The 22,683-nt window shown below is 70.3% G+C and carries 27 protein-coding genes; 13 read left to right on the plus strand and 14 right to left on the minus strand.

All coding sequences use genetic code 11. The annotated features are described in order from the left end of the window. Positions 1-154: 154 nt before the first annotated feature. The 4 genes from ACK99Q_RS10430 to ACK99Q_RS10445 all read right to left on the minus strand — a co-directional run bounded on the left by ACK99Q_RS10430 (position 155) and on the right by ACK99Q_RS10445 (position 2,525). Entirely contained in the window at positions 155-559 is a 405-nt protein-coding gene (locus ACK99Q_RS10430; RefSeq protein WP_410186088.1) for a WhiB family transcriptional regulator, read from the minus strand. Positions 560-590: 31 nt separating this feature from the next. Then, positions 591-1,652 (minus strand): AAA family ATPase, encoded by a 1,062-nt coding sequence (locus ACK99Q_RS10435; RefSeq protein WP_410186089.1) that lies wholly within the window; start codon positions 1,650-1,652, stop codon positions 591-593. Between the two features lie 377 nt (positions 1,653-2,029). Then, the gene (locus tag ACK99Q_RS10440; protein ID WP_410186090.1) at positions 2,030-2,299 is read right to left on the minus strand and encodes a hypothetical protein; all 270 of its coding nucleotides are present in this window, start codon (positions 2,297-2,299) and stop codon (positions 2,030-2,032) included. A gap of 49 nt (positions 2,300-2,348) precedes the next feature. Continuing rightward, positions 2,349-2,525 carry a helix-turn-helix domain-containing protein gene (locus ACK99Q_RS10445; protein WP_410186091.1) on the minus strand — a complete coding sequence of 59 codons (177 nt, stop codon included), beginning with the start codon at positions 2,523-2,525 and terminating at the stop codon, positions 2,349-2,351. Between ACK99Q_RS10445 and ACK99Q_RS10450 the strand changes: the two genes are divergently transcribed. Together ACK99Q_RS10450 and ACK99Q_RS10455 are read left to right on the plus strand one after the other, a co-directional pair. Then, positions 2,524-3,291, plus strand: a complete 768-nt coding sequence (locus ACK99Q_RS10450; RefSeq protein ID WP_410186092.1) for a helix-turn-helix domain-containing protein — start codon at positions 2,524-2,526, stop codon at positions 3,289-3,291. The two genes, ACK99Q_RS10445 and ACK99Q_RS10450, sit on opposite strands and share 2 nt — an antisense overlap. Beyond that, on the plus strand, positions 3,284-4,396 hold the full coding sequence (locus ACK99Q_RS10455) for a tyrosine-type recombinase/integrase (RefSeq protein WP_410186093.1): 1,113 nt from the start codon (positions 3,284-3,286) through the stop codon (positions 4,394-4,396). The genes ACK99Q_RS10450 and ACK99Q_RS10455 overlap by 8 nt, the downstream gene beginning before the upstream one ends. Positions 4,397-4,423: 27 nt before the next feature. Here ACK99Q_RS10455 and glnA read toward each other — a convergent pair whose 3' ends face one another. Continuing rightward, on the minus strand, positions 4,424-5,845 hold the full coding sequence (gene glnA / locus ACK99Q_RS10460; protein WP_410186094.1) for a type I glutamate--ammonia ligase: 1,422 nt from the start codon (positions 5,843-5,845) through the stop codon (positions 4,424-4,426). Positions 5,846-6,071: 226 nt separating this feature from the next. Continuing rightward, positions 6,072-7,439 carry a CHAP domain-containing protein gene (locus ACK99Q_RS10465; RefSeq protein ID WP_410186095.1) on the minus strand — a complete coding sequence of 456 codons (1,368 nt, stop codon included), beginning with the start codon at positions 7,437-7,439 and terminating at the stop codon, positions 6,072-6,074. A 189-nt stretch (positions 7,440-7,628) separates the two neighbouring features. Between ACK99Q_RS10465 and ACK99Q_RS10470 the strand changes: the two genes are divergently transcribed. The 9 genes from ACK99Q_RS10470 (at position 7,629) to ACK99Q_RS10510 (ending at position 12,975) form a co-directional block, all read left to right on the plus strand. Next, complete coding sequence (locus ACK99Q_RS10470) at positions 7,629-8,807, plus strand: CpaF family protein (protein WP_410186096.1); 1,179 nt, start codon at positions 7,629-7,631, stop codon at positions 8,805-8,807. Beyond that, positions 8,795-9,649 carry a type II secretion system F family protein gene (locus tag ACK99Q_RS10475; RefSeq protein WP_410186097.1) on the plus strand — a complete coding sequence of 285 codons (855 nt, stop codon included), beginning with the start codon at positions 8,795-8,797 and terminating at the stop codon, positions 9,647-9,649. Before ACK99Q_RS10470 ends, ACK99Q_RS10475 begins: the two co-directional genes overlap by 13 nt. After that, complete coding sequence (locus ACK99Q_RS10480) at positions 9,646-10,557, plus strand: type II secretion system F family protein (protein WP_410186098.1); 912 nt, start codon at positions 9,646-9,648, stop codon at positions 10,555-10,557. Before ACK99Q_RS10475 ends, ACK99Q_RS10480 begins: the two co-directional genes overlap by 4 nt. 15 nt (positions 10,558-10,572) lie before the next feature. Next, positions 10,573-10,746: a hypothetical protein gene (locus ACK99Q_RS10485; RefSeq protein WP_410186099.1), complete on the plus strand. Its 174-nt coding sequence runs from the start codon at positions 10,573-10,575 to the stop codon at positions 10,744-10,746. Next, positions 10,743-11,132, plus strand: a complete 390-nt coding sequence (locus ACK99Q_RS10490; protein ID WP_410186100.1) for a TadE/TadG family type IV pilus assembly protein — start codon at positions 10,743-10,745, stop codon at positions 11,130-11,132. Before ACK99Q_RS10485 ends, ACK99Q_RS10490 begins: the two co-directional genes overlap by 4 nt. Further along, positions 11,129-11,545 carry a hypothetical protein gene (locus ACK99Q_RS10495; protein WP_410186101.1) on the plus strand — a complete coding sequence of 139 codons (417 nt, stop codon included), beginning with the start codon at positions 11,129-11,131 and terminating at the stop codon, positions 11,543-11,545. The genes ACK99Q_RS10490 and ACK99Q_RS10495 overlap by 4 nt, the downstream gene beginning before the upstream one ends. Continuing rightward, positions 11,542-11,943, plus strand: a complete 402-nt coding sequence (locus ACK99Q_RS10500) for a pilus assembly protein TadG-related protein (protein ID WP_410186102.1) — start codon at positions 11,542-11,544, stop codon at positions 11,941-11,943. The genes ACK99Q_RS10495 and ACK99Q_RS10500 overlap by 4 nt, the downstream gene beginning before the upstream one ends. A 75-nt stretch (positions 11,944-12,018) precedes the next feature. Continuing rightward, complete coding sequence (locus tag ACK99Q_RS10505; RefSeq protein WP_410186103.1) at positions 12,019-12,531, plus strand: hypothetical protein; 513 nt, start codon at positions 12,019-12,021, stop codon at positions 12,529-12,531. A 60-nt stretch (positions 12,532-12,591) separates the two neighbouring features. Next, complete coding sequence (locus ACK99Q_RS10510) at positions 12,592-12,975, plus strand: RDD family protein (RefSeq protein WP_179424042.1); 384 nt, start codon at positions 12,592-12,594, stop codon at positions 12,973-12,975. A 144-nt stretch (positions 12,976-13,119) separates the two neighbouring features. Here ACK99Q_RS10510 and ACK99Q_RS10515 read toward each other — a convergent pair whose 3' ends face one another. The 4 genes from ACK99Q_RS10515 to ACK99Q_RS10530 all read right to left on the minus strand — a co-directional run bounded on the left by ACK99Q_RS10515 (position 13,120) and on the right by ACK99Q_RS10530 (position 16,017). Further along, a complete protein-coding gene (locus tag ACK99Q_RS10515) occupies positions 13,120-13,827 on the minus strand; it encodes a DUF4191 domain-containing protein (RefSeq protein ID WP_410186104.1) in 708 nt (235 codons plus the stop codon). Positions 13,828-13,842: 15 nt separating this feature from the next. Further along, a complete protein-coding gene (gene lipA / locus ACK99Q_RS10520; protein ID WP_410186983.1) occupies positions 13,843-14,739 on the minus strand; it encodes a lipoyl synthase in 897 nt (298 codons plus the stop codon). A gap of 76 nt (positions 14,740-14,815) precedes the next feature. Further along, entirely contained in the window at positions 14,816-15,523 is a 708-nt protein-coding gene (gene lipB, locus ACK99Q_RS10525) for a lipoyl(octanoyl) transferase LipB (RefSeq protein WP_410186984.1), read from the minus strand. Beyond that, positions 15,520-16,017: an N-acetyltransferase family protein gene (locus tag ACK99Q_RS10530; protein ID WP_410186105.1), complete on the minus strand. Its 498-nt coding sequence runs from the start codon at positions 16,015-16,017 to the stop codon at positions 15,520-15,522. Before ACK99Q_RS10530 ends, lipB begins: the two co-directional genes overlap by 4 nt. Before the next feature lie 68 nt (positions 16,018-16,085). Here ACK99Q_RS10530 and ACK99Q_RS10535 point away from each other — a divergent pair, with 68 nt between their 5' ends. After that, positions 16,086-16,481, plus strand: coding sequence for a hypothetical protein (locus ACK99Q_RS10535; protein ID WP_410186106.1), 396 nt, complete (start codon positions 16,086-16,088; stop codon positions 16,479-16,481). Position 16,482: 1 nt separating this feature from the next. Here ACK99Q_RS10535 and ACK99Q_RS10540 read toward each other — a convergent pair whose 3' ends face one another. The 3 genes from ACK99Q_RS10540 to lpdA are packed head-to-tail and all read right to left on the minus strand — an operon-like array spanning position 16,483 to position 20,569. Continuing rightward, positions 16,483-17,376 (minus strand): TIGR01777 family oxidoreductase, encoded by an 894-nt coding sequence (locus tag ACK99Q_RS10540; RefSeq protein ID WP_410186107.1) that lies wholly within the window; start codon positions 17,374-17,376, stop codon positions 16,483-16,485. 2 nt (positions 17,377-17,378) lie between these two features. Continuing rightward, a complete protein-coding gene (gene sucB, locus ACK99Q_RS10545; RefSeq protein WP_410186108.1) occupies positions 17,379-19,172 on the minus strand; it encodes a 2-oxoglutarate dehydrogenase, E2 component, dihydrolipoamide succinyltransferase in 1,794 nt (597 codons plus the stop codon). 20 nt (positions 19,173-19,192) lie between these two features. Further along, positions 19,193-20,569, minus strand: a complete 1,377-nt coding sequence (lpdA, locus tag ACK99Q_RS10550) for a dihydrolipoyl dehydrogenase (protein ID WP_410186109.1) — start codon at positions 20,567-20,569, stop codon at positions 19,193-19,195. Between the two features lie 145 nt (positions 20,570-20,714). On the opposite strand from lpdA, the gene ACK99Q_RS10555 reads away from it, so the two are divergent. Beyond that, a complete protein-coding gene (locus ACK99Q_RS10555) occupies positions 20,715-21,263 on the plus strand; it encodes a hypothetical protein (RefSeq protein WP_410186110.1) in 549 nt (182 codons plus the stop codon). A 108-nt stretch (positions 21,264-21,371) separates the two neighbouring features. Here ACK99Q_RS10555 and ACK99Q_RS10560 read toward each other — a convergent pair whose 3' ends face one another. After that, positions 21,372-22,682, minus strand: a complete 1,311-nt coding sequence (locus tag ACK99Q_RS10560; RefSeq protein ID WP_410186111.1) for a serine hydrolase domain-containing protein — start codon at positions 22,680-22,682, stop codon at positions 21,372-21,374. Position 22,683: the final 1 nt, after the last annotated feature.

The following is a 22,683-nucleotide window of genomic DNA, read 5'->3' on the forward strand; positions in this document are numbered from 1 at the left end:
CGCCGTACGGCAGCCCGAGTCGGAAAGCGACCTCCGGGCCGGGATTGGGCTGGCCTTCGGTGTAGTCGGTCCAGGTTCGGTTCATGGGTCTCTCCTCTTCGATTGCAAAAACCCCCGCAGGGGGAGATAGGCCGCTTCCCGGGGGTTGCCGTCTTCATGGCGCCCCGGGGAAGGGGTGCTGGCCTGGGTGCCGACGTCGTTCGCTGGGCGTCATGCCCGCCCACACGGCCGACGGCTCCGGGAACGCGAGCACGTACTCACCGCAGGCACCAATGGCCGGACAGGCCATGCACCGCCAGCCAGCCGCCTCTTGATCGGCCTTGGACTCCGACAGCCACAGGCTCGGTTCGGACATGCACGGAACGCTCGAGCCGGCGTCGAGTGCATCGGCGATCGTGAGGTACAGGTCGGCGAGTGCGTGAGCGCGGCCTGGTTCCTCGATCGCGTTCTTCGGTGGGCGGCTCACGACGTGCCCTCGAGCCTGTGCGAGCAGCGCGTGCAGCAGGGCCCGACGTCCTCGAGCCGGCGGAGCTGGCAGAAGTAGGCACCGCACCCACATGCGTGGCAATCAACGAGCGAGCGAAGGCGGGTCACGAAGCGTCTCCGGTGTCAGTGGGTGTCCCATCTGTCCCGTTGTCCCAACCTGAGGGATAGATGACATTCCCCTCTTGGGACAGTGGGACATTTGGGACACCGGCGTAGAGGCCACGCGCCGGTCTATGCAGTCGCCCGGCATCGACCAAGCGTGCGAGATAGCGACGAGCATCAGGCACATCGAGTGCCTCCTGAACCTCCCCGGCCGAGACCGCGGTCGGCTGGCTCGTGACGAACTCGATGATCTCCGCGGACCGATCACCCAAGCCGGCCTTGGACTTCACGGCCGAAGCAGCCTGCGCGGCCTCGTGCAGCGAGTTGCCCCGAAGCGTCCACTGGCCGCGGCCGTTCATCGTCACGGCGTACTCGGCCTCGCGCACGTCGCGACCTGTGACCTTGAGGACGCCGTCCTGCTCCTGGCGGTGTCGATCGAGCACGATCAGGAAGTCGCTGGCGCCCGCAAGGCCGTGCGTGCCGCTGACGCTGTCGACGAAGTCCTCGGCGCCGGCCTTTCGGTCGTGGTGCACGGCGATCAGGGTCGAGCCGGGGTGGTCGTCCACGAGCCGCTTGAGCGTCGAGCCGATGCGGTAGTCGCGGGCGTAAGCCGACTCGCCAGGCACTGACGGCGGGGAGACCCTGCCGAGCGTGTCCAGCACGATCAAGCCGTCGTGGTTCCGTTCGAGCCACCACGCCATGAGGCCAACCGCGTCGGCTGGTGTCGTACGGGTCGCGAACTCCATCAGCTTCGGGATGGCCTCACGCTCCAGCAAGAGACGAGCACGGTCCTGTAGGCGTCGGTCGCCGTCCTCGAGAGCGAGATACAGAACTGGGCGCGCCGTGCCGACGTCGACCGTGCCGAAGACCTTCCCGCCGCTCGCGACGGCCAGGATGATCGACAGGGCCGCCCATGACTTGCCGGCCTTCGGCGGACCGACCAGCAGACCGAAGCCCTCGGGGACGATCCCAGGGACGGCCCACCGCAGTGGCGGGAAGTCCTGGGCGTCGAGCCAGTCGCCGCTTCGGATCATCGCGCTGTAGTGCGCGTCGAGGTCGGTCACGCGGCCACCTGCCTCGGGTCGATGAGCCGTGCGCGGATCTCGGCGTCGGTCCACCCTTGAGCCCTCAGTTGGGCAGCGTGGCGAAGAATCCCGGCGGCTGTCAGTCCGTACGCCGTAGGTGTCGACGGACGGGCAGTACGGGTCGGGAACAGCTTCCGGGCCTGGCGACGCCTGACCCGATCGGCTCGACGGCGGACGGCGCCAGGGTCGGGCAGCTGCGCCCTGATCTCGGACACGATCTCGGCCCGCAAACGAGAATGATCGTCAGTAGAATGGGGGGTAGTTGAGTGGTTGTTCACGGTGCTCTCCTTGAACATGCAGAAGGCCCCCGAGCGATTGGTGCGCTCGGGGGCCTTCTGTTCTTCGGTATTCGGTTGTCAGACGGTTCGATCCGAAGCGGCGTAGCGCCGCTGGGACGCGGCTAGGTACCCGGTCGGATCTGGAACGTCATTGCTCCGCTCATGGAACGGCTCAAACTCCTGCACGGCGGCCAGGAAGTCACTAGTGCGTCGGTCTTGCAGGACATGTTCCTTTGCGTATCGGCGGATTTCCGCTCGCCGCATGTCGACGCCGTTGTGGGCGAGAATCTCCTCTGCGGCGTTCACGAGATGACGGGCCCGCGCCTTCTGGGCAGACGTCATCTCCATGAGTGGCCCCCTTGTGGCGGGACGGGCCAGGCGCGCAGGGGCCGAAGGCTCAGCTCGCGGCCTTCGCTGCGTCGAGCCATGCCTCGACGTCTGCGCGGTCGTACAGCCGCCTGCGCCCGACCTTCAGGGAACGAGGTCCGCGATTCGAGTGGAACCAGTAGCGAACTGTGCCGGGTGTCGTGCGGGCGATCTTGGCGACTTCCTCGGTGGTGAGAAGCTCAGTCATGAGCGTTCCTCCTGTTTTAGAACCTTCGATACTGAATGAGTGGAACATCCTTATCGTACCATCCCGAACGGCACTTATCGACAGTGTTGTGGAGAGTTCGATTTTGGGATACGGTGTCGACGTGCCCGAAGACGAAAAGGACAACATCGCCCAACGAGTTCGCTCGATCCGCGAAGAGCGAGGCATGACGCAGGCGGCGATCGCCGAGGAGATGTCCAAGATGGGTTTTGCCTGGAGGCCTCAGACGGTCGTGAAGGTCGAGGCCGGCGACCGAGGTCTCAAGTTCGAAGAGGGCATGGCTCTTTCGAAGGTCCTGTCTACCGACCCGAGCATGCTTGCGGGGTTGACCGGCTCCCTATCGCGAGCGGGACTCCAGGTCCAAGACCTCACCCGCGCGACGCACGTCACCATGACCGAGGCTGCCCATTGCGTCGACCAGATGATGCGCACGGTGCCGATGGTCAACGGAGCATCCGACGACCTAATCAGGAACCTCCGGCAACTCATGAACCTCAAGGCCGAGGCCGAACGTCTTGCCTCTGAGCAGGGGAGCCGGCTTGATCGTGTCGAGAAGATCATCTCGGACAACGTCGGCGACGTTCCCGATCATGTGGCTCGGGCCGCTCGTCAGTCGGCCGCGATGGCGGAATCCAACATCAGGCAGGCCTTTGAGGCCTACGAAGCATGGCGGCTGCGGTGGGACACGGCCCTTGGCGGCACGGGGCGCGAGCTGCTTGACCTAGCAGCGAGGCAGAAGAATGGCTAGCAAGAGCATCGCGAAGCGCGACAGCGGCAAATGGCGGGCACGGTTCCGTGATGACGCTGGCAAGGAACATGCTCGCCACTTCGACCGGAAGATCGACGCTCAGCAGTGGCTCGACAAGATCACGGCCGACCTTGACCGCGGCACCTATGTCGCACCAAAGGACGCGCGGATCACCGTGGGGGAGTGGTGCGAGCGGTGGCTGGCCGCTTACTCGGTGAACCGAGCGTCGACCATCCGGCAGGCGCGGACTCATCTCGCTCACATCGAGACTGAGTTCGGCGCTCGTCGGCTCGCAGCCGTGAAGCCGACCGACGTGCGTGCGTGGATCGTGAAGCTCCAGGGCCAGAACCTCTCGCAGTCGTACATCTACGCGCTGCACCGTCGGCTCTCGCAGATCTACACCGATGCCATCCATGACGATCTCGTGGCGAAGAACCCGTGCTCGAGGCGGACGTCGCCGAGGGCAGGCGGTCAGAAGCCGTACGTCGCGACCACGGAGCAGGTGTGGGCGCTGCATGACGCGATGCCAGCCCACCTGCGAGCGACGGTCCTGCTCGGCGCCTTCGTGGGCTTGCGTAACGCGGAGGTCTGTGGGCTGGCGATCGATGACCTCGACTACCTGCGCGGGCTGGTGAAGCCGCGGGCGCAGTACCCCGACGAACCCCTCAAGACGGAGACGTCGAAGACTCCCGTCCCGATTCCCAGGTCGCTGGCGAAGATCCTGTCGACTCACGCCGGCAGCTACGCGAGCCGCGACGGACACCTCTTCCGCAACGAGTGGACCGACCAGCTCGCGCCGCGGGTTCTCGATCGGGCATTCCGCAACGCGCGCGAGGTCGTGGCCGTGTCGCATGGCCTGCCGCTCGAGTTCCGGTTCCACGACCTGCGCCACTACTACGCGTCATTGCTGATCGCGTCCGGCGCTGACGTGAAGGTCGTTCAGGCGCGGCTGCGTCACAAGTCGGCGAAGACGACACTCGACGTCTACGGCCACCTCTGGCCGGACTCTGACGACAGCACAAGGGCCGCGATCGACGGTCTGATCGCGGCCCAAGTGCCAGACGTTGCGGACTATTTGCGGACTGGCAGAGAGGTCACAGCGTGAAAACCCTGCCGTTCCAGTCCTCGACCGTCAGATGTCGTAGTACAGCTCGAACTCGTGCGGGTGCGGGCGCAGCTGGATCGGGAGGATCTCCTCGTTGCGCTTGTAGTCGATCCACGTCTCGATCAGGTCGGGCGTGAACACGTCGCCGACGGTCAGGAACTCGTGGTCGGCCTCGAGCGCGTCGAGCACGGCACCGAGCGAGGTCGGGACCATGTCGATCTCCGCGTACTCCTCCGGCGGCAGCTCGTAGATGTTCTTGTCGATCGGGGCCGGCGGCTCGATCTTGTTCTTGATGCCGTCGATGCCGGCGAGCAGCAGCGCGGAGAACGCCAGGTAGGGGTTGCTCGACGGGTCGGGGCAGCGGAACTCGATGCGCTTGGCCTTGGCGTTGGCGCCGGTGATCGGGATGCGGACGCAGGCCGAGCGGTTGCGGGCCGAGTAGACCAGCGCGATCGGGGCCTCGAAGCCCGGCACCAGACGGTGGTAGGAGTTCACCGACGGGTTGGTGAACGCCAGCAGCGACGGGGCGTGCTTCAGGATGCCGCCGATGTACCAGCGGGCCGTGTCGGACAGGCCACCGTAGCCGGACTCGTCGTAGAACAGCGGCTCGCCGTTGTTCCAGATCGACTGGTGCACGTGCATGCCCGAGCCGTTGTCGCCGAAGATCGGCTTCGGCATGAAGGTCACGGTCTTGTCGTTCGCCCACGCGGTGTTGCGCACGAGGTACTTGAACTTCATCGTGTCGTCCGCGGCCTTGAGCAGCGTGTCGAAGCGGTAGTTGATCTCGGCCTGGCCGGCGGTGCCGACCTCGTGGTGGCCGCGCTCGAGGACCAGGCCCGCGTTCGACAGGTGCGTCATCATGTCGTTGCGCAGGTCGGCGAAGCGGTCGGTGGGCTGGACGGGGAAGTAGCCGCCCTTGTAGCGCACCTTGTAGCCGCGGTTCTCGTGCAGCTCGTCGCCGGTGGACCAGGCGGACTCGGCCGACTGGATCTCGTAGTAGCTCTTGTGGGCGCTGGTGCCGTAGGAGACGCGGTCGAAGATGTAGAACTCGGCCTCGGGCGCGAAGAACGCGGTGTCGCCGATGCCGGTGGTCTTCAGGTAGGCCTCGGCCTTGCGGGCGATGTTGCGCGGGTCGCGCGAGTAGGCCTCGCCGGTGATCGGGTCGTGGACGAAGAAGTCCATCGCGATCGTCTTGGGGTTGCGGAAGGGGTCGACGTACGCCGTGCCGTAGTCCGGCAGCAGCTTCATGTCCGACTGGTCGATGGTCTGGAAGCCGCGGATCGACGAGCCGTCGAACGCGACGCCCTCGGCGGCGGTTCCCTCGTCGAACGCCGAGATCGGCATCGTGACCTGCTGCTGGATGCCCGGGAGGTCGGTGAATCGGATGTCGATGTACTCGACGCCCTCGTCCCGGACAAACTTGAAGAACTCGTCGGCATTGCCGAACATTGGGCCTCCTCGACCGCGCTGCGGCTGGTAGATCGGTGCGGACAGCATCTCCCTGCGTCCACCTAGAGGCTAGGTCGGGGCAGTTTCCCGTCCATCACCGGATTGTTACATGCAGGTTACGCGTCTGCAGGTCGGCGCCGAGGCCCCGGGTGCGGGCCCCTCCGGGCATGCCGACCGATCCGCGCGGTCTGGAAATCCGGGCGGAATCGGTCGCGTGGAGGCGGTCTCAGTACTTCGGATCGGCGTAGAAGACGACGTTCGACTTGTGTCGCTTCACGATGTGCACGCCGCGCGGATGGGCCATCCCGCCACCGGAGGACACATTGCCCTCGACCGTCCAGACGTAGTCGCCCTGGTGCTTGGCGACGATGCCGACGTGCGAGGCGGTGCCCTTGCTGAAGTAGCCGATGTAGGCGAGGCGGCCGACGCGCGGCGTCTTCGAGGTGCGGCCGCGCTTGCGCTCCGCCTTGAGCAGCGAGCCGAACGACTTGGCCTTGATGACCGAGCCGGGCTTGTCGGCCGCGTACGCGAGCCACGAGACGAAGAAGCCGCACCAGGGGTCGTAGGCGCCGGTGCGCTTGATCCACTTGTTGTACTTGCTCTTGCGCGGCTTCGGCTCGCGATAGCCCACCTGCGAGCGGGCGACGGCCACGAGGTCGGCGGCGCCGAGCTTCGGCGAGACGGCCGACGTGACGGTCTTCTTGGCCTTCTTGTTCACGTAGACCGCGCCGGTGCGGAACTGCTGGAGGCAGGCGCCTTCGGGCAGGCCGCAGCGCAGGTCGCCGGTCGGGGCGCCCAGGGAGCCGCCGGCGCCGCCGCGGGCTCGCATCTGCTTGAGCGCGTGGGTGCGCACGACCGAGGTGCGGCCGCCGTACTGGACGAGCGTGGCCTTCGTGTACTCGCGGTAGACGTAGTTCCGGGCGCGCTTGACGCCGCCCTTCGGCGAGCCGAGCAGGAACGACATCGCCTTCTCGCGGCTGGCGAGCGAGCGCTTCCCGTAGGTGCGCTTCACGGTGATCTTGGGGGAGTAGCGGTAGCGGCTGACGATGGCGCGGTACTTCCCGCTCTTGGGCACCTTCGGCATCCACGAGTACCAGCCCTTGGCCGAGGTCCGCACGGTGGCGACCTTGACGCGGCCGTTCTTCGTGTCGCGGTAGATCCGCACCTTGGTGCCGGCGTGCGGCTTGCCGCTCGTGGTGAGGACGCGGCCTCGCAGCCAGAAGTTCTCGCGCGTGAGCACGCGGGTGTCGGCGCCGCTGTTGATCCGGATGCTGACCCAGCGACCGGACTTCGCGGGGGTGTTGACCGAGGGCGCGGAGGCCGCGGTGGCGGCGGGCGCGCGGGACGCGGTGGTCCGGCGGGCGGGCGCCGCGGGAGCCGCCGCAGAGGGCTCGACGGCCGGCTCGGACGCCTCCGGGGAGGCCGTCTCCGGCTCGGCCACCTCCTCCGGCTCGGCGGGCTCCGACGTCACCTCGGCCGACGGTGCGACCTCGGGTTCGGGCTCCACCGATTGGGCATGACTGGGCAGGGCGATCAACGAGAGGACGAGGGCGAGGGCCACGGCCGTGCTTCCCCGACGAGCAACGCGCACCATGCCAAAAGGGTGCAACACTTCCGGCCCATCCGCATCTGCCGCCCCCTCGATCCCGCTCATGAGCGTGCTCGTCCACAGCCGTGGGACGACCCCTTGCGCCGGTCACTGGGAGTTGGGCAGGATGCGGCGCAGTCTGGACGGCTTTCGGGGGGAAGCATGGATGTCTTGGGGGACCGTGTGAGGGCCTTGGTGCGCGAACGGCGCATCGATCCACGCACGGACATCGACGCCGTGCGACGAGCGGCCGCGGAGGCGGTCGCCGAGCACGAGCAGCGCAGCCTCACGGGAGCCGTCCGGGCGCTCGACGAGCCCGATCACGTCGTCGGCCAGCTCGTGGCCGACCTGGTCGGCTTCGGTCCGCTGCAGCGATTCCTTGACGATCCCGAGGTCGAGGAGCTGTGGATCAACGAGCCCGAGCGAGTCTTCGTCGCCCGCGCCGGGCGCCACGAGCTGACCTCGGTGATGCTCACGGCGTCACAGGTGCGCGAGCTCGTCGAGCGGATGCTGTCCTCCAGCGGACGACGCCTCGACCTCAGTCAGCCGTTCGTCGACGCCATGCTTCCGGGCGGGCACCGCCTGCACGTCGTGCTCGACGGCATCACCCGCGGCTTCACGGCCGTCAACATCCGGAAGTTCGTGGCGAAGGCCGGCGGACTCGACGACCTCGTGGCGCTCGGCACGATCGACGAGCGCGCGGCGGCGTTCCTCACGTCGTGCGTGCAGGCGGGGCTCAACATCGTCGTCAGCGGAGGCACCCAGGCCGGCAAGACGACCCTCCTGAACTGCCTCGTGGCCGCCATCCCCGGCACGCAGCGACTGGTGTCGGTCGAGGAGGTCTTCGAGCTCAAGACCTCGCACCCCGACTGGGTCGCGATGCAGACCCGTCAGGCGGGTCTGGAGGGAACCGGCGAGATCACGCTGCGGATGCTGGTCAAGGAGGCGCTGCGGATGCGACCGAACCGGATCATCGTCGGTGAGGTCCGTGCCGAGGAGGCGCTCGACCTGCTCCTCGCGCTCAACTCCGGGCTCCCGGGCATGGCGTCCATCCACGCGAACTCCGCCAAGCAGGCGCTCGTGAAGCTCTGCACGCTGCCGCTGCTCGCGGGGGAGAACGTCTCGGCCGGGTTCGTCGTTCCTACCGTCGCCACTGCGGTCGACATCGTCGTGCACACGGGGATCGACACCTCCGGTCGCCGCGCCGTGCGGGAGATCGTCGCCACGACCGGTCGCGCCGAGAACGGGATCATCGAGGCCGAGCCGATCTTCGTCCGCCGAGCCGGGGTGCTCGAGCGGGGCGCCGGCACGCCGCAGCGTCGCGAGGCCTTCGAGGCCGCGGGGATCGACCCGGGAGCGCTGTGGGAACGCTGATCGGGCTGACCTTCGGGATCGGCCTGCTGCTCGTGGTCGAGAGCTGGAACCCGAGGCCCAGCAGGACCCAGCGCGCCGTGCGGCGTCATCCGCTCGAGTCCCTGCTGCTCCGTGCCGGCATGCCCGACGTCGCTCCGCGCACGCTTCTCGTCGCAGCCATCGCGGTCGGCGTGATCGCGGGAACGGCGGCCGGCGCGGTGACCTCGGTCCCGGTGGTCGCTCTGCTCGCCGGCGGCGCGGCGGCGTGGACGCCGTTCGCCCTGGTCCGCTCGCGAGCCGCCCGGCGCCAGCGCGAGCACGCCGAGGCCTGGCCGGATGCCGTCGACCACCTCGCGTCGGCCGTTCGCGCCGGGCTCTCCCTCCCCGAGGCGCTCATCCAACTGGCGGAGCGCGGGCCCGAGCCGCTGCGTGAGCCGTTCACGCAGTTCGGCCGTGACTACGGCTCCTCCGGACGGTTCGCCGAGAGCCTCGACCGGCTGAAGGCGCGGCTGGCCGATCCCGTCGGAGACCGCGTCGTCGAGGCACTCCGGATCGCACGAGAGGTCGGCGGTGGTGATCTCGGCCGGCTGCTGCGCTCGCTGTCGGGCTTCCTGCGCGACGACCTGCGCACCCGAGGCGAGATCGAGTCGCGCCAGTCCTGGACCATCGGCGCTGCCCGGTTAGCCGTCGCCGCGCCATGGCTCGTGCTGCTGACGATGAGCCTCCAGCGCGACGTCATCGCGCGGTTCGCCACCCCCTCGGGCGTCGTCCTGCTCGTGGGCGGTGCCGCCACCTGTCTCGTCGCCTACCGGCTCATGCTGCGCCTGGGTCGGCTGCCCACCGAGCAGAGGATCCTCGCGTGATCGGCGCCGTCGTGGCGGCGATGCTCACGACCGGGCTCCTGCTCGTCGTCGACGGCTGGCGGCGCGCCCGTCGCCCCTCGCTCGCCGATCGCGTCGTGCCGTACGTCAGGGACGTGCACCCCGCGGCCGCCGAGGTCCCGACCGGGCGGCTGATCGAGCAGCTCGTCGGCCCGTCGTGGCGGCGACTCACACGGGCCATCGGCGAGTCCGTGGGGAGCAACGCCGCAATCGCCCGCCGGCTCCGCCGCTGCGCGAGCGACGACGACGTCGAGGACTTCCGGGTCCGCCAGGCCACCTGGGGCGCGATCGGCCTCGCGTTGGCCGTCGCCGTCTCGCTGCTGGCCTGGTCGGTGGCGCACCCACCGGTCGTGGCGCTGCTGCTGTGGTGCGGGGCCGGGCTCGTCGGTGGCTGCCTCGCCTGCGACCAGGCGCTGTCCTCGCAGGTCCGCCGGCACGAGACCCAGATGCGTGCCGAGTTCCCGACGATCGCCGACCTGCTCGCGCTGTCGGTCGCTGCCGGAGAGAGCCCCGTCGCCGCCATCGAGCGCGTGAGCCGCGTCAGCCACGGCGCGCTGTCACTCGAGCTCGGCCGCGTGCTCGCCGACGTCCGGGCCGGCGCCACGGTCGTCGATGCCCTCGACGGGCTCGCAGCGCGGACCGGGGTCCTGAGCGTGGCGCGCTTCGCCGAGGCGCTCGCGGTCGCGATCGACCGCGGCACCCCGCTGATCGACGTCCTGCACGCGCAGGCGGCCGACGTCCGCGAGACCGCTCGCCGCGAGCTCATCGAGTCGGGCGGCCGCCGCGAGATCGCGATGATGGTGCCGGTCGTCTTCCTGATCCTCCCGGTCACGATCGCGTTCGCGTTCTTCCCGGGCCTGGCCGGACTCCACCTGACCTCGGGTGGCTGACATGAAGGAGACCAGATGACGACATGGATCGAGCGACTGAGGAGCCGTCGGCACCGCGAGCGCGGCGACGTCCCCGGTTGGGTGATGATCACGCTGATGACGGCCGGCGTCGTCGCCGGCCTCACCGTGATCGCCGGGCCGCGGCTGACCTCGATGCTCAATCAGGCACTGTCGTCCGTCGGCGGGTGACGGTGCGGGAGCGCGACGAGCGCGGGGCCGCCGTCCCGGAGTTCGTGCTGGTGCTCCTCGTGCTCGTGCCGCTCGTCTTCGGGATCGCTCAGGTTGCGCTCGTCATGCACGTTCGCAACACGATGACCGCGGCCGCCTCCGACGGCGCGCGCGCCGCTGCGGGGCTCGACGGCTCCGTCGACGACGCCCGCACCCGGACCCGCGACGTGCTCAGCACGACGCTGGCCGATCGGTACGCCGACGGCGTGACCGTACGTGAAGCTCAGGTCGACGGGATGGGTGTGGTCGAGGTGCGGGTCCGCGGATCGGTGCCGCCGCTCGGTCTGTGGGGCCCACGGGTCGAGGTCGACGTGGTCGGCCGAGCCGTTCGGCAGGAGGCGCCGTGAGGCGCGAGCGGGGGAGCGCGACCGTGGAGTTCACGTGGCTGACGCTGCTGCTCCTCGTGCCGCTCGTGTACGTCGTCGTGGCGGTCTTCGAGACGCAGCGCGCGGCTTACGGCGTCGCCGCGGCGAGCGAGGCGGCGGCGCGGGCGTTCATCCAGGCGGACACTCCCGAGCAGGGGCGCGCTCGGGCGGGGGTGGCCGCTCGCCTCGTGCTGGCCGACCACGACGTGGTCGGGGCTGACGTGTCCACCGAGTGCCGGCCGACCTGCTTCGCACCCGGCTCCACCGTGGTCGTCCGGGTGCGGTCCAGCCAGCGCCTGCCCCTGGCTCCCGACCTGTTCGGCGATCCGATCCCGGCGTTCGACGTGGCCTCCACCCACACCGAGCCCTTCGGTCGCTATCGGGCGGCGCCATGAGATCCGAGCGCGGCAACGTCACGGTGCTGACGGTCGGGTTCCTCGCGATCCTGGGCCTGCTCGTCGTCGTGGTCGTCAACGCCTCGGCCGCCTTCCTCGAACGGCGCGAGCTGATGAACCTCGCCGACCGCGTCGCCCTGCACGCGGCGGACGGACTCGACCGCGACCGGGTCTACCTCCGCGGGATCACCGACGAGGCCACGCTCGACGCCACCGACGCCCGGGCCCTCACCGCCGGGCTCGTCCCCGCCGACGTCGGCCTCCGGCTCACGACCAGCGACGACCGGGTCGAGGTCCGCGTCACCCGACAGGCGCGGCTGCCCCTGGTCCCGCCGGGCTTACCGGACTCCGCCACCGTCCGTGCCGAGGCGTCCGCCCGGCTGCGGATCGCGCCCTGAGAGGTATCCGTCGGGCTGCTGTCCGCTCACGGAGAGGGAGGGCGGGCACGGCGCCCGCGCCGAAGGAGGCCGACGATGAGACGCTCACACCTGGTTCCCGCGCTCTGCGGAGCTGCACTGCTGGTGGGCGGCGTGGCCGCTCCCGCCTCGGCGCAGTCGGTCGACCGAGCCGACACGGTCGGCGACGCTCCGGCGCGCATCGACATCACCAAGGTCCGCTACACCCACCTGTCCGACCGCGTGCGCGTCGCCGCGAGGATCCCCGACCTCGGGCCGTCCGGCACCGCCGACCTCCTGGTCTCCCAGTACGAGATCTTCGAGGCCGGCTACGTCGTGCGGATCCGCCAGCACCGGGGCAAGCCCGCCAAGGTGTCGCTGCTGTACTACGACCACTTCAGCCTGAGGAAGCGCACCTGCAAGGGCATCTCCGGCAGCTGGGGGCCCGAGGTCGTCCGGCTGAAGGTGCCGCGGTCGTGCCTGAAGGGACACGCGACGAAGTACGTCTTCGCGCAGTTCGTCATCTCGTTCGGCGCCGAGGGCGAGCAGTTCGACGAGGCACCCGCGGTCACGCGGCTGCGTCGGTCCTGACCGCCGCGGCGCCGCGACCCGGCCCGGGGGAGAGGGGCACGGCTGCCTAGGCTGGTGGGCGTGACCGAGACCTTCGACGACGAGCCGTCCCTGGGTCGGCGCCTCGTGGCGCTGCTGATCGACTGGGTGATCGCCTCCCTCTCCGCCGTGGCGATGTTCGCCTGGGCCGGCGTGACCTTCCCGCCCGAGGGCATCCGCGACCAGCTGATCATCAACGCCGTGTTCATCGTCGAGGTCGCGATCCTCGTCGGCCTCACCGGCTTCTCGATCGGCAAGCGGATCATGGGCCTGCGGCTCATCAACCCCGACGGCATGCCCATCGGCATCCCGCGGGCGCTGCTGCGCACCCTGCTGCTCAGCGTGGTCATCCCCGCGATCGTCATGACCGACGACAAGCGCGGCCTCCACGACCTCGCCGCGGGCAGCAAGGTCGTCAAGGCCTGACCCGCTGCCGACCCGCGTGACCTCCGCCCGACCCCGAGTGGCGCAAACCGGGGTCGCGACTGGCGCAGAAACGCCCGCCACTCGACGAGTGGCGGGCGTCTTTGCGCCACTCGCGGTGGGCGGGTGGCGACGGCTGGGGCGGGGTCAGCCGCGCATCATCTTGCGGGCGCCCTTCATGCTCGTGGGCACCGGGCCGCGCGGCATGGGAGCGGCCGGACGCATCGCGTCGAGGGCCTTCAGCTTGTAGAGCACGTCGGTCTGCTGGGCCGGCTTGATGGCCTTCTTCAGCTTCTTGACCCGCTTCACCAGGTCGGGCAGGGGCACCTCGCCCTCGCCGCGGCCCACGATCAGCGTGGTGATCGGGACGTCGTCGCCGACGATGCGGCGGTGCTTCTTCACCTCGGCGCCGAGCAGGTTCTTCACGCGCGCGTGCTGGCCCTCGCCCACGAGCACGACGCCCGGGCGGCCGACGAGACGGTGGATGACGTCCTGCTGCTTCGTGAAGCCGACGGCAGGCTTCACGTCCCAGCCGCGACGCAGCATCTGCAGCGCGCCCGCGCCGGCACCCAGCTGGCCCTCGGCCTGCTGGTACATCGACTTCTCGGCGCGCTTGCCGAACACGATCATCGTCACCAGCAGCGCCGTGGTCAGCGACAGGATGGCGGTGATGACGATGCCCAGCCACCAGATGCCGAAGATGAACAGCGACAGGGTCGCCATGGCGGCAGCGGACAGCACGAACACGGCGACGAGGAGCAGACCGAGACGAGGCTGGGTCCGCTTCGTCATCTGGTACGCCGAGCGCAGCTGCGCGATGCGTCCGGTGGGTGCGGCAGGGGCGGGGCTGGACATGACCCCGATTCTACGTCAGGCCCGTGCGTCCATGGCCTGCTGGTAGAGCCTTCCGGCGCGGTAGGACGAGCGGACCAGCGGGCCGGACATGACGCCGGAGAAGCCGATCTCGTCGGCCTCCTGCTGCAGCTCGACGAACTCCTCGGGCTTCACCCACCGCTCGACGGGGTGGTGACGCGCCGACGGACGCAGGTACTGCGTGATCGTGATGAGCTCGCAGCCCGCCTCGTGCAGGTCGCGCAGCGCCTGCGAGACCTCCTCGCGCGTCTCGCCGAGGCCCAGGATGAGGTTCGACTTCGTGACCAGGCCGAACTGGCGCGCCTGCGTCAGCACGTCGAGCGAGCGCTCGTAGCGGAACGCCGGGCGGATGCGCTTGAAGATGCGCGGCACCGTCTCGACGTTGTGCGCGAGCACCTCGGGACGCGACTCGAAGACCTCGGTGAGCAGCTCGGGGACGCCGTTGAAGTCGGGGATCAGGTTCTCCACACCCGTGCCGGGGTTGAGCTCGTGGATCTTGCGCACCGTCTCGGCGTAGAGCCAGGCGCCGCCGTCGGGCAGGTCGTCGCGGGCGACGCCGGTGATCGTGGCGTACTTGAGCTCCATCGTGCGGACGCTCTCGGCGACGCGGCGCGGCTCGTCACGATCGAGGTCGGCCGGCTTGCCGGTGTCGATCTGGCAGAAGTCGCAGCGGCGCGTGCACTGCTCGCCACCGATGAGGAACGTGGCCTCGCGGTCCTCCCAGCACTCGAAGATGTTGGGACAGCCGGCCTCCTGGCACACCGTGTGCAGGCCCTCGCCCTTCACGAGCTTCATGAGCTCCTGGTACTCGGGGCCCATCTTGGCGCGCGTCTTGATCCACGCGGGCTTCTTCTCGATGGGGGTCTCGGCGTTGCGGACCTCGAGCCGCAACATCTTGCGTCCTTCGGGAGCGATGGTCACGGTGACCACCCTACGCCGCGGCACCCACCGAGCCCGCCCGGGCGACGCCCTACGGCTGCAACAGCGGCACCGAGGCGTGCTGCACGCGCTCGATGTCGGGCGAGGGCTCGTACGTGCGCCACGTCAGGAGGTCGTCGAGGTGCGCGATCACCGTGGGCGCGACGTCCGAGGGGCGGAGGTCGCGACCCACCTCGCGGTCGAGCGAGGTCACGCCCGCGTCGGCGATCCCGCACGGCACGAACCGGTCGTACCAGTCGAGGTCGACGTCGCAGTTGAGGCTGAAGCCGTGCATCGCCACGCCGCGCGAGACACGGATGCCGATCGCGGCGATCTTGCGCTCGGGCCGGCCTGCAGCCTCGGGCAGCCAGACACCCGAGCGACCGGGCACGCGGCCGGTGGCGAGGCCGTGGTCGGCGAGGGAGCGGATGAGCGCCTCCTCGATCCGACGGACGTAGTCGACGACGAGCACGTGGCCGGGGAGCTTCACGATGGGGTAGCCCACCAGCTGGCCGGGACCGTGGAACGTGATCTTGCCGCCCCGGTCGACGTCGACGACGGGAGTGCCGTCCTGGGGGCGCTCGTGCGGCTCGGTGCGGCGCCCCGCGGTGTAGACGGGCGGGTGCTCGAGCAGCATCACGGTGTCCCCGATGCGGTCGGCCACGCGGTCGGCGTGCAGGTCGCGCTGCAGCTGCCACGCCTGCGAGTAGTCGAGCGCGGCGTCGCCGTACCAGTCCTGGAGGTAGCGCACGAGGATCAGCCTACGACCCGACGCAGGATCGTCAGGTCGAGCCAGCGGTCGAACTTGCGGCCGACCTCGGCGAGGCGGCCCGTCTGCTCGAAGCCGAGGTCCTCGTGCAGCTCGATGGACACGGTGTTGCCGGACTCGATGAGCGCCAGCACGACGTGAACGTCGGGGTTGTCGCAGGCGTGGCCCAGGAGCGCGACCATCAGCTGACGGGCGATCCCGCGCCGCCGGTGGTCGTGGTGCACGTAGACGGCGTTCTCGACCGTGTGGCGGTACGACTCGCGCGGCCGGAACACGCCGTAGCTGGCGTAGCCCGCCACCTCGCCGTCGACGTCGGCCACCAGCACGGGGTGGCCGGCCGCGATCCGCGTCTCGTACCAGCGGACCCGGTCGGCGAGATCGACCGGCGTCTCGTCCCAGATGGCCGTCGTGTGGACGATGGCCTCGTTGTGGATCTCGAGGATCGTGGGGAGGTCGGCCGGGGTCGCCGCGCGGATGGTCGCCACGGGTCCATCGTGGCAGGGCTGTGGACGACGAGTCGACACGGGCGCACCCCGGCAGCGAGGCTGCGGCCATGGGGGAGTTGATCGCGGCTCTCGTCGCCCTCGCCGTGCCGTCCACCGCGCGCTGCGACGCGCTCGCGGCCCTCGACGTGGTCCGGGCGCTTGCTTGGACCTCGGGCGACGAGCGGATGCTGGCAACCGGCTACACGGAGGGTGCGGGCGCCGACGACGCCGACAGGCTGAGGGCGTGGGCCGCGCGGGGGATCCGTCTGGAGGGAGCCCGCACGCTGCGGAAGTCGTGCCGTGAGCGCGGAGCGCACGACGTCGAAGTGGTGGAGCGTCTGGGACCCACGGTGGCCGTGCTGCCCGACGGCTCGCGTCAGGCCTTGCCCGCGGACGCGTGGGACCGCAGGATCGTCGAGCTGGGCCACCGGGACGGCTGGTGGCGGATCGAGCGCGTGCGGTGAGTCAGGCGCCGCGGCCCAGGGCCGTGCGCAGCACCCGGTCGATGCCCGGGTCGGCGAAGGAGAACTTGTCGTCCATGAGCGCCTGCGGTCGCACGCGCAGCGAGCCGAGCAGGTCGTCGGCCAGGCCGCCGAGCGCGAGCCGGATCGCGAACGCCGGAGCGGCCAGCACGGCCGGCCGGTGCACCGTGGTGGCCAGCGTGCGGGTGAAGTCGCGGTTGGTGACGTCGTCGGGAATCGCCAGGTTCACCGGGCCGCTGAGGTCGCCCTCGAGGACGTGGGTGACCGCGGCGATCCAGTCGCGTCGCGAGATCGTGGAGAAGTACTGGTGGCCGTCGCCGAGGCGAGCGCCGAGCCCCAGCCGGAACGGCAGCAGCATCAGCTTGAGCGCGCCGCCGGAGCGGTCCATCACGATCCCGGTGCGCAGCCAGGCCACGCGGGCGCCGGCGTCGACCGCCGGGGCGGCGGCCTCCTCCCAGCGCTGGGCCACCTCGGCGAGGAAGCCCGGACCGGCGGCGGTGTCCTCGGTCAGCTCCTCGTCACCGCGATCGGTGCCGTACCAGCCGATCGCCGAGCCCGACAGGAACGTCGGGGGAGTGGGAGCCGCCGCGATCGCCCGCGCCAGCGTGGACGTGGCGTCGAGGCGCGACGAGAGGATCTCGCGCTTGCGCGCGGGGGTGCGGGGCCACTGCGAGATCGGCGACCCGGAGAGGTTGATGACCGCGTCGGCCTCGTCGATCAGCGTCTGGTCGATGAGCCCCTCGGAGGGCTTCCACCACGACTCGCCCTGCCCGGCCGTGCGCCGCACGAGCGCCGTGACGTCGTGCCCGCGCTGGCGCAGGTGCACGACCAGGGGCGCGCCGAGAAACCCCGACGCGCCCCCGATCACCACACGCATGGTCAGCCCAGCTCGCCCTCGAAGGCGCCGGCCTGGAGGCGCTCCTTGATGGCGGTCAGGAAGCGACCGGCGTCGGCACCGTCGATGATCCGGTGGTCGTACGTCAGCGCGAGGTACGCCATCGAGCGGATCGCGATGGACTCCGAGCCGTTCGCGTCGGTGATGACCACCGGGCGCTTCACGATCGAGCCGACGCCCAGGATCGCGACCTGCGGCTGGTTGATGATCGGCGTGTCGAACAGGGCGCCGTTGCTGCCCAGGTTCGTGATCGAGAACGTGCCGCCGGAGAGCTCGTCCGGAAGGATCTTGTTGTTCCGGGTGCGATCGGCGATGTCCGCGATCTTGCGGGCCAGGCCGGCGATGTTGAGGTCGCCGGCGTCCTTGATCGTGGGCGCCAGCAGACCGCGCTCGGTGTCGACCGCGATCGACAGGTGCTCGCCGTCGGGGTAGGTGACGGTGCCGCCCTCGAGGTCGAGTGCCGCGTTGACCTGCGGGTACTGCTTGAGCGCCTCGATGGCCGCCTTCGCGAAGAACGGCAGGTACGTCAGCTTGACGCCCTCACGCTCCAGGAACGCGTTCTTGTGCTGGGCGCGCAGGCGGACGACCTCGGTGACGTCGACCTCGTGCACCTGCGTGAGCTGCGCCGCGACCTGCAGCGACTCGACCATGCGGTTGGCGATGGTCTTGCGCAGGCGGGTGAGCTTGTCGGTGCGGCCACGCAGCGGCGAGGCCTGCGCCGGCGCGGGGGCGGCGGCAGCGGGCTTCTCCTCGGCGGGCGCCTCGGCGGCCTTGCTCTTCTCGGCGGCGTCGAGGATGTCCTGCTTGCGGATGCGGCCGCCGACGCCGGAGCCGGTGACGGTGGCCAGGTCGACGCCGTGCTGCTTCGCGAGCTTGCGCACGATCGGGGTGACGTAGCCCTCGGACGAGCCGGAGTCGGACGAGGCGGAGACCTCGACCTTCGGCTCCTCGGCCTTCGGCTCCTCCTGCTTCGGCTCCTCCTTCGGAGCCTCCTCCTGCTTCGGCTCCTCGGGCTCGGGCTCAGGCTCCGGCTCCGGCTCGGGCTCCTCGGCCTTCGGCTCCTCCGCCTGCGGCTGCTCGGGCTCGGGCTCGGACGACTCGGCGGGCGCGGCGCCCTCCTCGCCGATGATGGCCAGCTCGGCACCGACCTCGACGGTCTCGTCCTCGTCGACCTTGATCTCCAGCAGCGTGCCGGCGATCGGCGACGGGATCTCGGTGTCGACCTTGTCGGTGGAGATCTCCAGCAGCGGCTCGTCGACCTCGACGGTGTCGCCGACGGACTTCAGCCACTGCGTGACGGTGCCCTCGGTGACGGACTCGCCGAGCGCGGGCAGCGTGACGGCCTGGCCGCCCGTGCTGCCGGACGAGGCGGGCTTGGTCTCCGGCTCGGGGGCGGGCGCCTCCTCGTCGGGCTCGGCGGCGGGCGCGGGCTCCTCGGCAGGAGCCGGCTGCGACTCCTCCTGCGCGGGCTCGGCCTCGGCGTTGGCGGTCTCCTCCTCGGACGAGGCGTCCGAGTCACCGCCGTCGGAAGAGGACTCGTCGGCGTCGCCGATGATCGCCAGGACGGCGCCCACCTCGACGGTGTCGTCCTCCTCGGCCTTGATCTCCAAGATCGTGCCGGCCACGGGGGAGGGGATCTCGGTGTCGACCTTGTCGGTGGAGATCTCCAGCAGCGGCTCGTCGACCTCGATCGTGTCGCCGACGGACTTCAGCCACTGCGTGACCGTGCCCTCCGTGACGGACTCGCCGAGCGCGGGAAGGGTGACTTCGGTTGCCATGTGGGTGTCCTGTTCCGTTCTCAGGCGTGCGAGTGCAGCGGCTTGCCGGCCAGGGCGAGAGCGGCCTCGCCGAGGGATTCGTTCTGGGTGGGGTGCGCGTGGATGAACTCGGCCACGTCGTCGGGGTAGGCCTCCCAGCCGACCCAGAGCGTCGCCTCGCCGATCTGCTCGCCCATGCGCGCGCCGAGCATGTGGACGCCCACGATGGGGCCGTCCTTCTCGCGCACGACCTTCACGACGCCGGCGGTCTGCAGGATCTGGCTCTTGCCGTTGCCGCCGAGGTTGTACTCGACGGTCTCGACCTCGCCGTGCTTCTCCTTGGCCTGGGCCTCGGTGAGGCCGACCGACGCGAGCTCGGGCTCGCAGTACGTGACGCGCGGGATGTTGGAGTCGACGATCGGCTGCGGGTTCAGGCCCGCGATCTCCTCGGCCACGAAGATGCCGTGGGCGAAGCCGCGGTGCGCCAGCTGCAGGCCCGGGACCAGGTCGCCCACGGCGAAGACGCCGTCGACGTTGGTGCGCAGGCGCTCGTCAGTGGGCACCCAGCCGCGCTCGACGGTGACGCCGGCCTCCTCGAAGCCCAGACCCGCGGAGCGGGGGCCACGGCCGACGGCGACCAGGACCACGTCTGTCTCGATGGTGTCGCCGTTCTCCAGGGTGACGACGGCGCCGTTCTCGCTCTGCTCGACCCCGGTGAACTTCACGCCGGTCTTGAAGGCGATCTTGCGCTTGCGGAACGCGCGCTCGAGGCCCTTGCTGAGGATCGGGTCCTCCAGCGGCACGAGGGTGGGCAGCGCCTCGACGATCGTGACCTCGGCGCCGAAGTGGTTCCAGACGGAGGCGAACTCGACGCCGATGACCGAGCCGCCGATGATGACGGCGCGCTTCGGGACCTCGTCGAGCTGGAGGGCCTGGTCGCTGGTCATCACGCGGCCGCCGATCTCGATGCCCAGGGTGCGGGGCTCGGAGCCGGTGGCGAGGACGACGTTCGTGCCGGTGTAGCGCTGGCCGTCGACCTCGACGGTCTTCGCGTCGACCAGGCGGCCCTCGCCCTCGATGACGGTGATGCCGCCGGACTTCACCAGGCCGGTGAGTCCCTTGTAGAGGCGGTCGATGACGCCCTGCTTGTAGGCGTTGACCTTCGTCATGTCGACGCCGTCGAAGCTGGTGTGGACGCCGATCGAGTCGCCCTCACTGGCGACGTGGGCGACCTCGGCGGCGTGGAGCAGCGCCTTGGTCGGGATGCAGCCCTCGTGGAGGCACGTGCCACCCACCTTGGCCTTCTCGATCATGGCGACGGTCTTGCCGAGCTGCACGGCGCGCAGGGCGCACGCGTAGCCTCCGCTGCCGGCTCCGAGAATGACGATGTCGAACGAATGGGGTGCGTCGTCGGGCACGATGTCCTCCGGGTAGGTGGTCTGCTGTCATCTTGTCACCTGTCCGGTGAGGGCTGCCACCGGGGAGGTCCCGTGTCGATGTGACTTCGGCGTAGGTTCCGCGGGGTTCCCACGGTGAGTGGGCGCGGTCCGGCAGAATTGCCGCGTGGGACTGTTCAAGCGCCGTCGACGCACCGCCGCGGGTGCCGTCGTGTCCGACCGTGACGCCAGCAAGGCCGACCTCGCCGCGCTGCGCGAGTTCGCCACGTCGCGGTCGGGGGTCGAGGCGTACGTCGAGCCCAAGACCACGGTCACCCAGACCACGGTGGTGTTCGTCGCCGCCGACGGCGAGTGGACACGGCGCCGCGTCGCCAACGAGAAGGTCGCCTCCGATCTCGCACGCAGCCTCAAGATCCCGCTCTACGACGCCAACCGCGTGGGGTATCCGCAGCGCATGCGCGACTACAACGCCCGCGCCACGACGAAGAAGACCAGCGTCGAGGTCGAGCGCGGGGACTACAGCCCGGCGCAGTTCGCCGCGATCATGACGCTCGAGACGATCGCCGGCACCGAGCCGCTGCCGCGCAACCCCTCGAAGTCCGACCTCGAGCGGGTGCTGCGCGCCGCACGGAGCAAGGCGCACCCCGACCGCACCGGCGGCGACCGCACCCGCTGGGACAAGGTCGAGCAGGCCGCCCGCAAGCTCGGCCTCTGAGCCTGGTCGGCGGTGAGTGGTCAACCGCATGGCGTGTTGATGCGGTTCACCACTCACCGCTCTCGCGCGGGAGGGGTTGACTGCTCACCGCTCCCTCAAGGGGGCGGGTCAGTGCCAGCCGCGGGGGTCCAGGCCGCCGGGGTGCTCGACCGTCGGGTCGTAGGGCTCGCGGCTGAGGACGAACGAGGCGAGATCCAGTGCGCCGTCGGGTCGCACCACGAGGCGCTCACCCGCGAAGTACGTGTCGAGGCCCCGCCAGCCCTTGCCGTCGCGCACGAAGCGCGAGCGGCGGTTGCCGTTCACGTCGCTGAGGTGGAAGCCCTCGGTCGTCGCCTCGAGTCGGTACGGCACCGCGCCCCAGAACCAGTCGCCGACGAGCGCGGCGACGTCGGGGGCGGGCTCGACGGTCTTGCTCTCCGGCGTCGCCGGGTGCAGTGCGCGGGCCGCGTCGAGCAGGCTCGTGGCGAGGTCGCCCAGGTGCAGCGTGTCGTTGGCGAGCACCACCACGCCCCAGCCCGTGGCGGGCTCGGCGATCGCGGTGGCGAGGAAGCCGGGCATCGAGCCGCCGTGGCCCACGCGGCGGCCCGAGCCGCTGCCGGGCCAGACGCGCCAGCCGAGCGCCTGCGCCGTGGCCCACGGGGCGTCGGGGCGGTCGTCCACCGCGAGCGGGACGATCATCTCCTCCCACGTGGAGCGGGCGAGGACGTCGCCGGTGTCGCCCACGGCGAAGGCCGCCCAGCGCGCCAGGTCCTCGACGCCCGACCACAGCTGCCCTGCGGGCGCCATCGCGCCGGCGTCGTGGTGCGGCTCGACGATCAGTCGTCCGTCGCGTGGGTGGCGTGACAGGCCAGTGGCCGCGCCCTCGCCCGGGTGCTCGGAGATCGCGCCGATGCCGAGGGGCTCGAGGATGCCGGCGCGGATCGCCTCGAACCACGTGGTCCCGCGGAGCACGGCGACGAGGCGGCCGAGGACCGCGAAGCCCACGTTGGAGTAGTGGAACCGGGTGCCGGGCGTGTGCACGAGGCGCAGGCCCGAGCCGACGAGCTGGTCCCAGTCGCCGCCGGAGGTGCGCTCCCACCACGGGCCGTTGGTCTCGGCCTGAAGGCCCGAGGTGTGCGTGAGCAGCTGGGCGATCGTGACGTGCCCGAACGGCACGTCCGGCAGGTGCCGGTCGATCCGGTCGGCGAGGTCGAGCCGGCCCTCGTCGCGCAGGCGCAGGACCTCCACGGCGACGAACGTCTTGGTGATCGAGCCGATCCGGTAGGGCGTCGCCGTGGTGGCGGGCGCGCCGTCGCGACCGTCGAGCGTGCCCACGGCGCCCGACCAGTGCAGGCTGCCGTTCCGCACGACCGCGGCGGCGACGGACGCGGAGCCCGACTCCTCGTGCTCGGCGCGCAGCAGGTCGTCGAACGCCGGCATG

This window comes from Aeromicrobium sp. MLTX1, assembly GCF_046452335.1.
Classification (GTDB): domain Bacteria; phylum Actinomycetota; class Actinomycetes; order Propionibacteriales; family Nocardioidaceae; genus Aeromicrobium.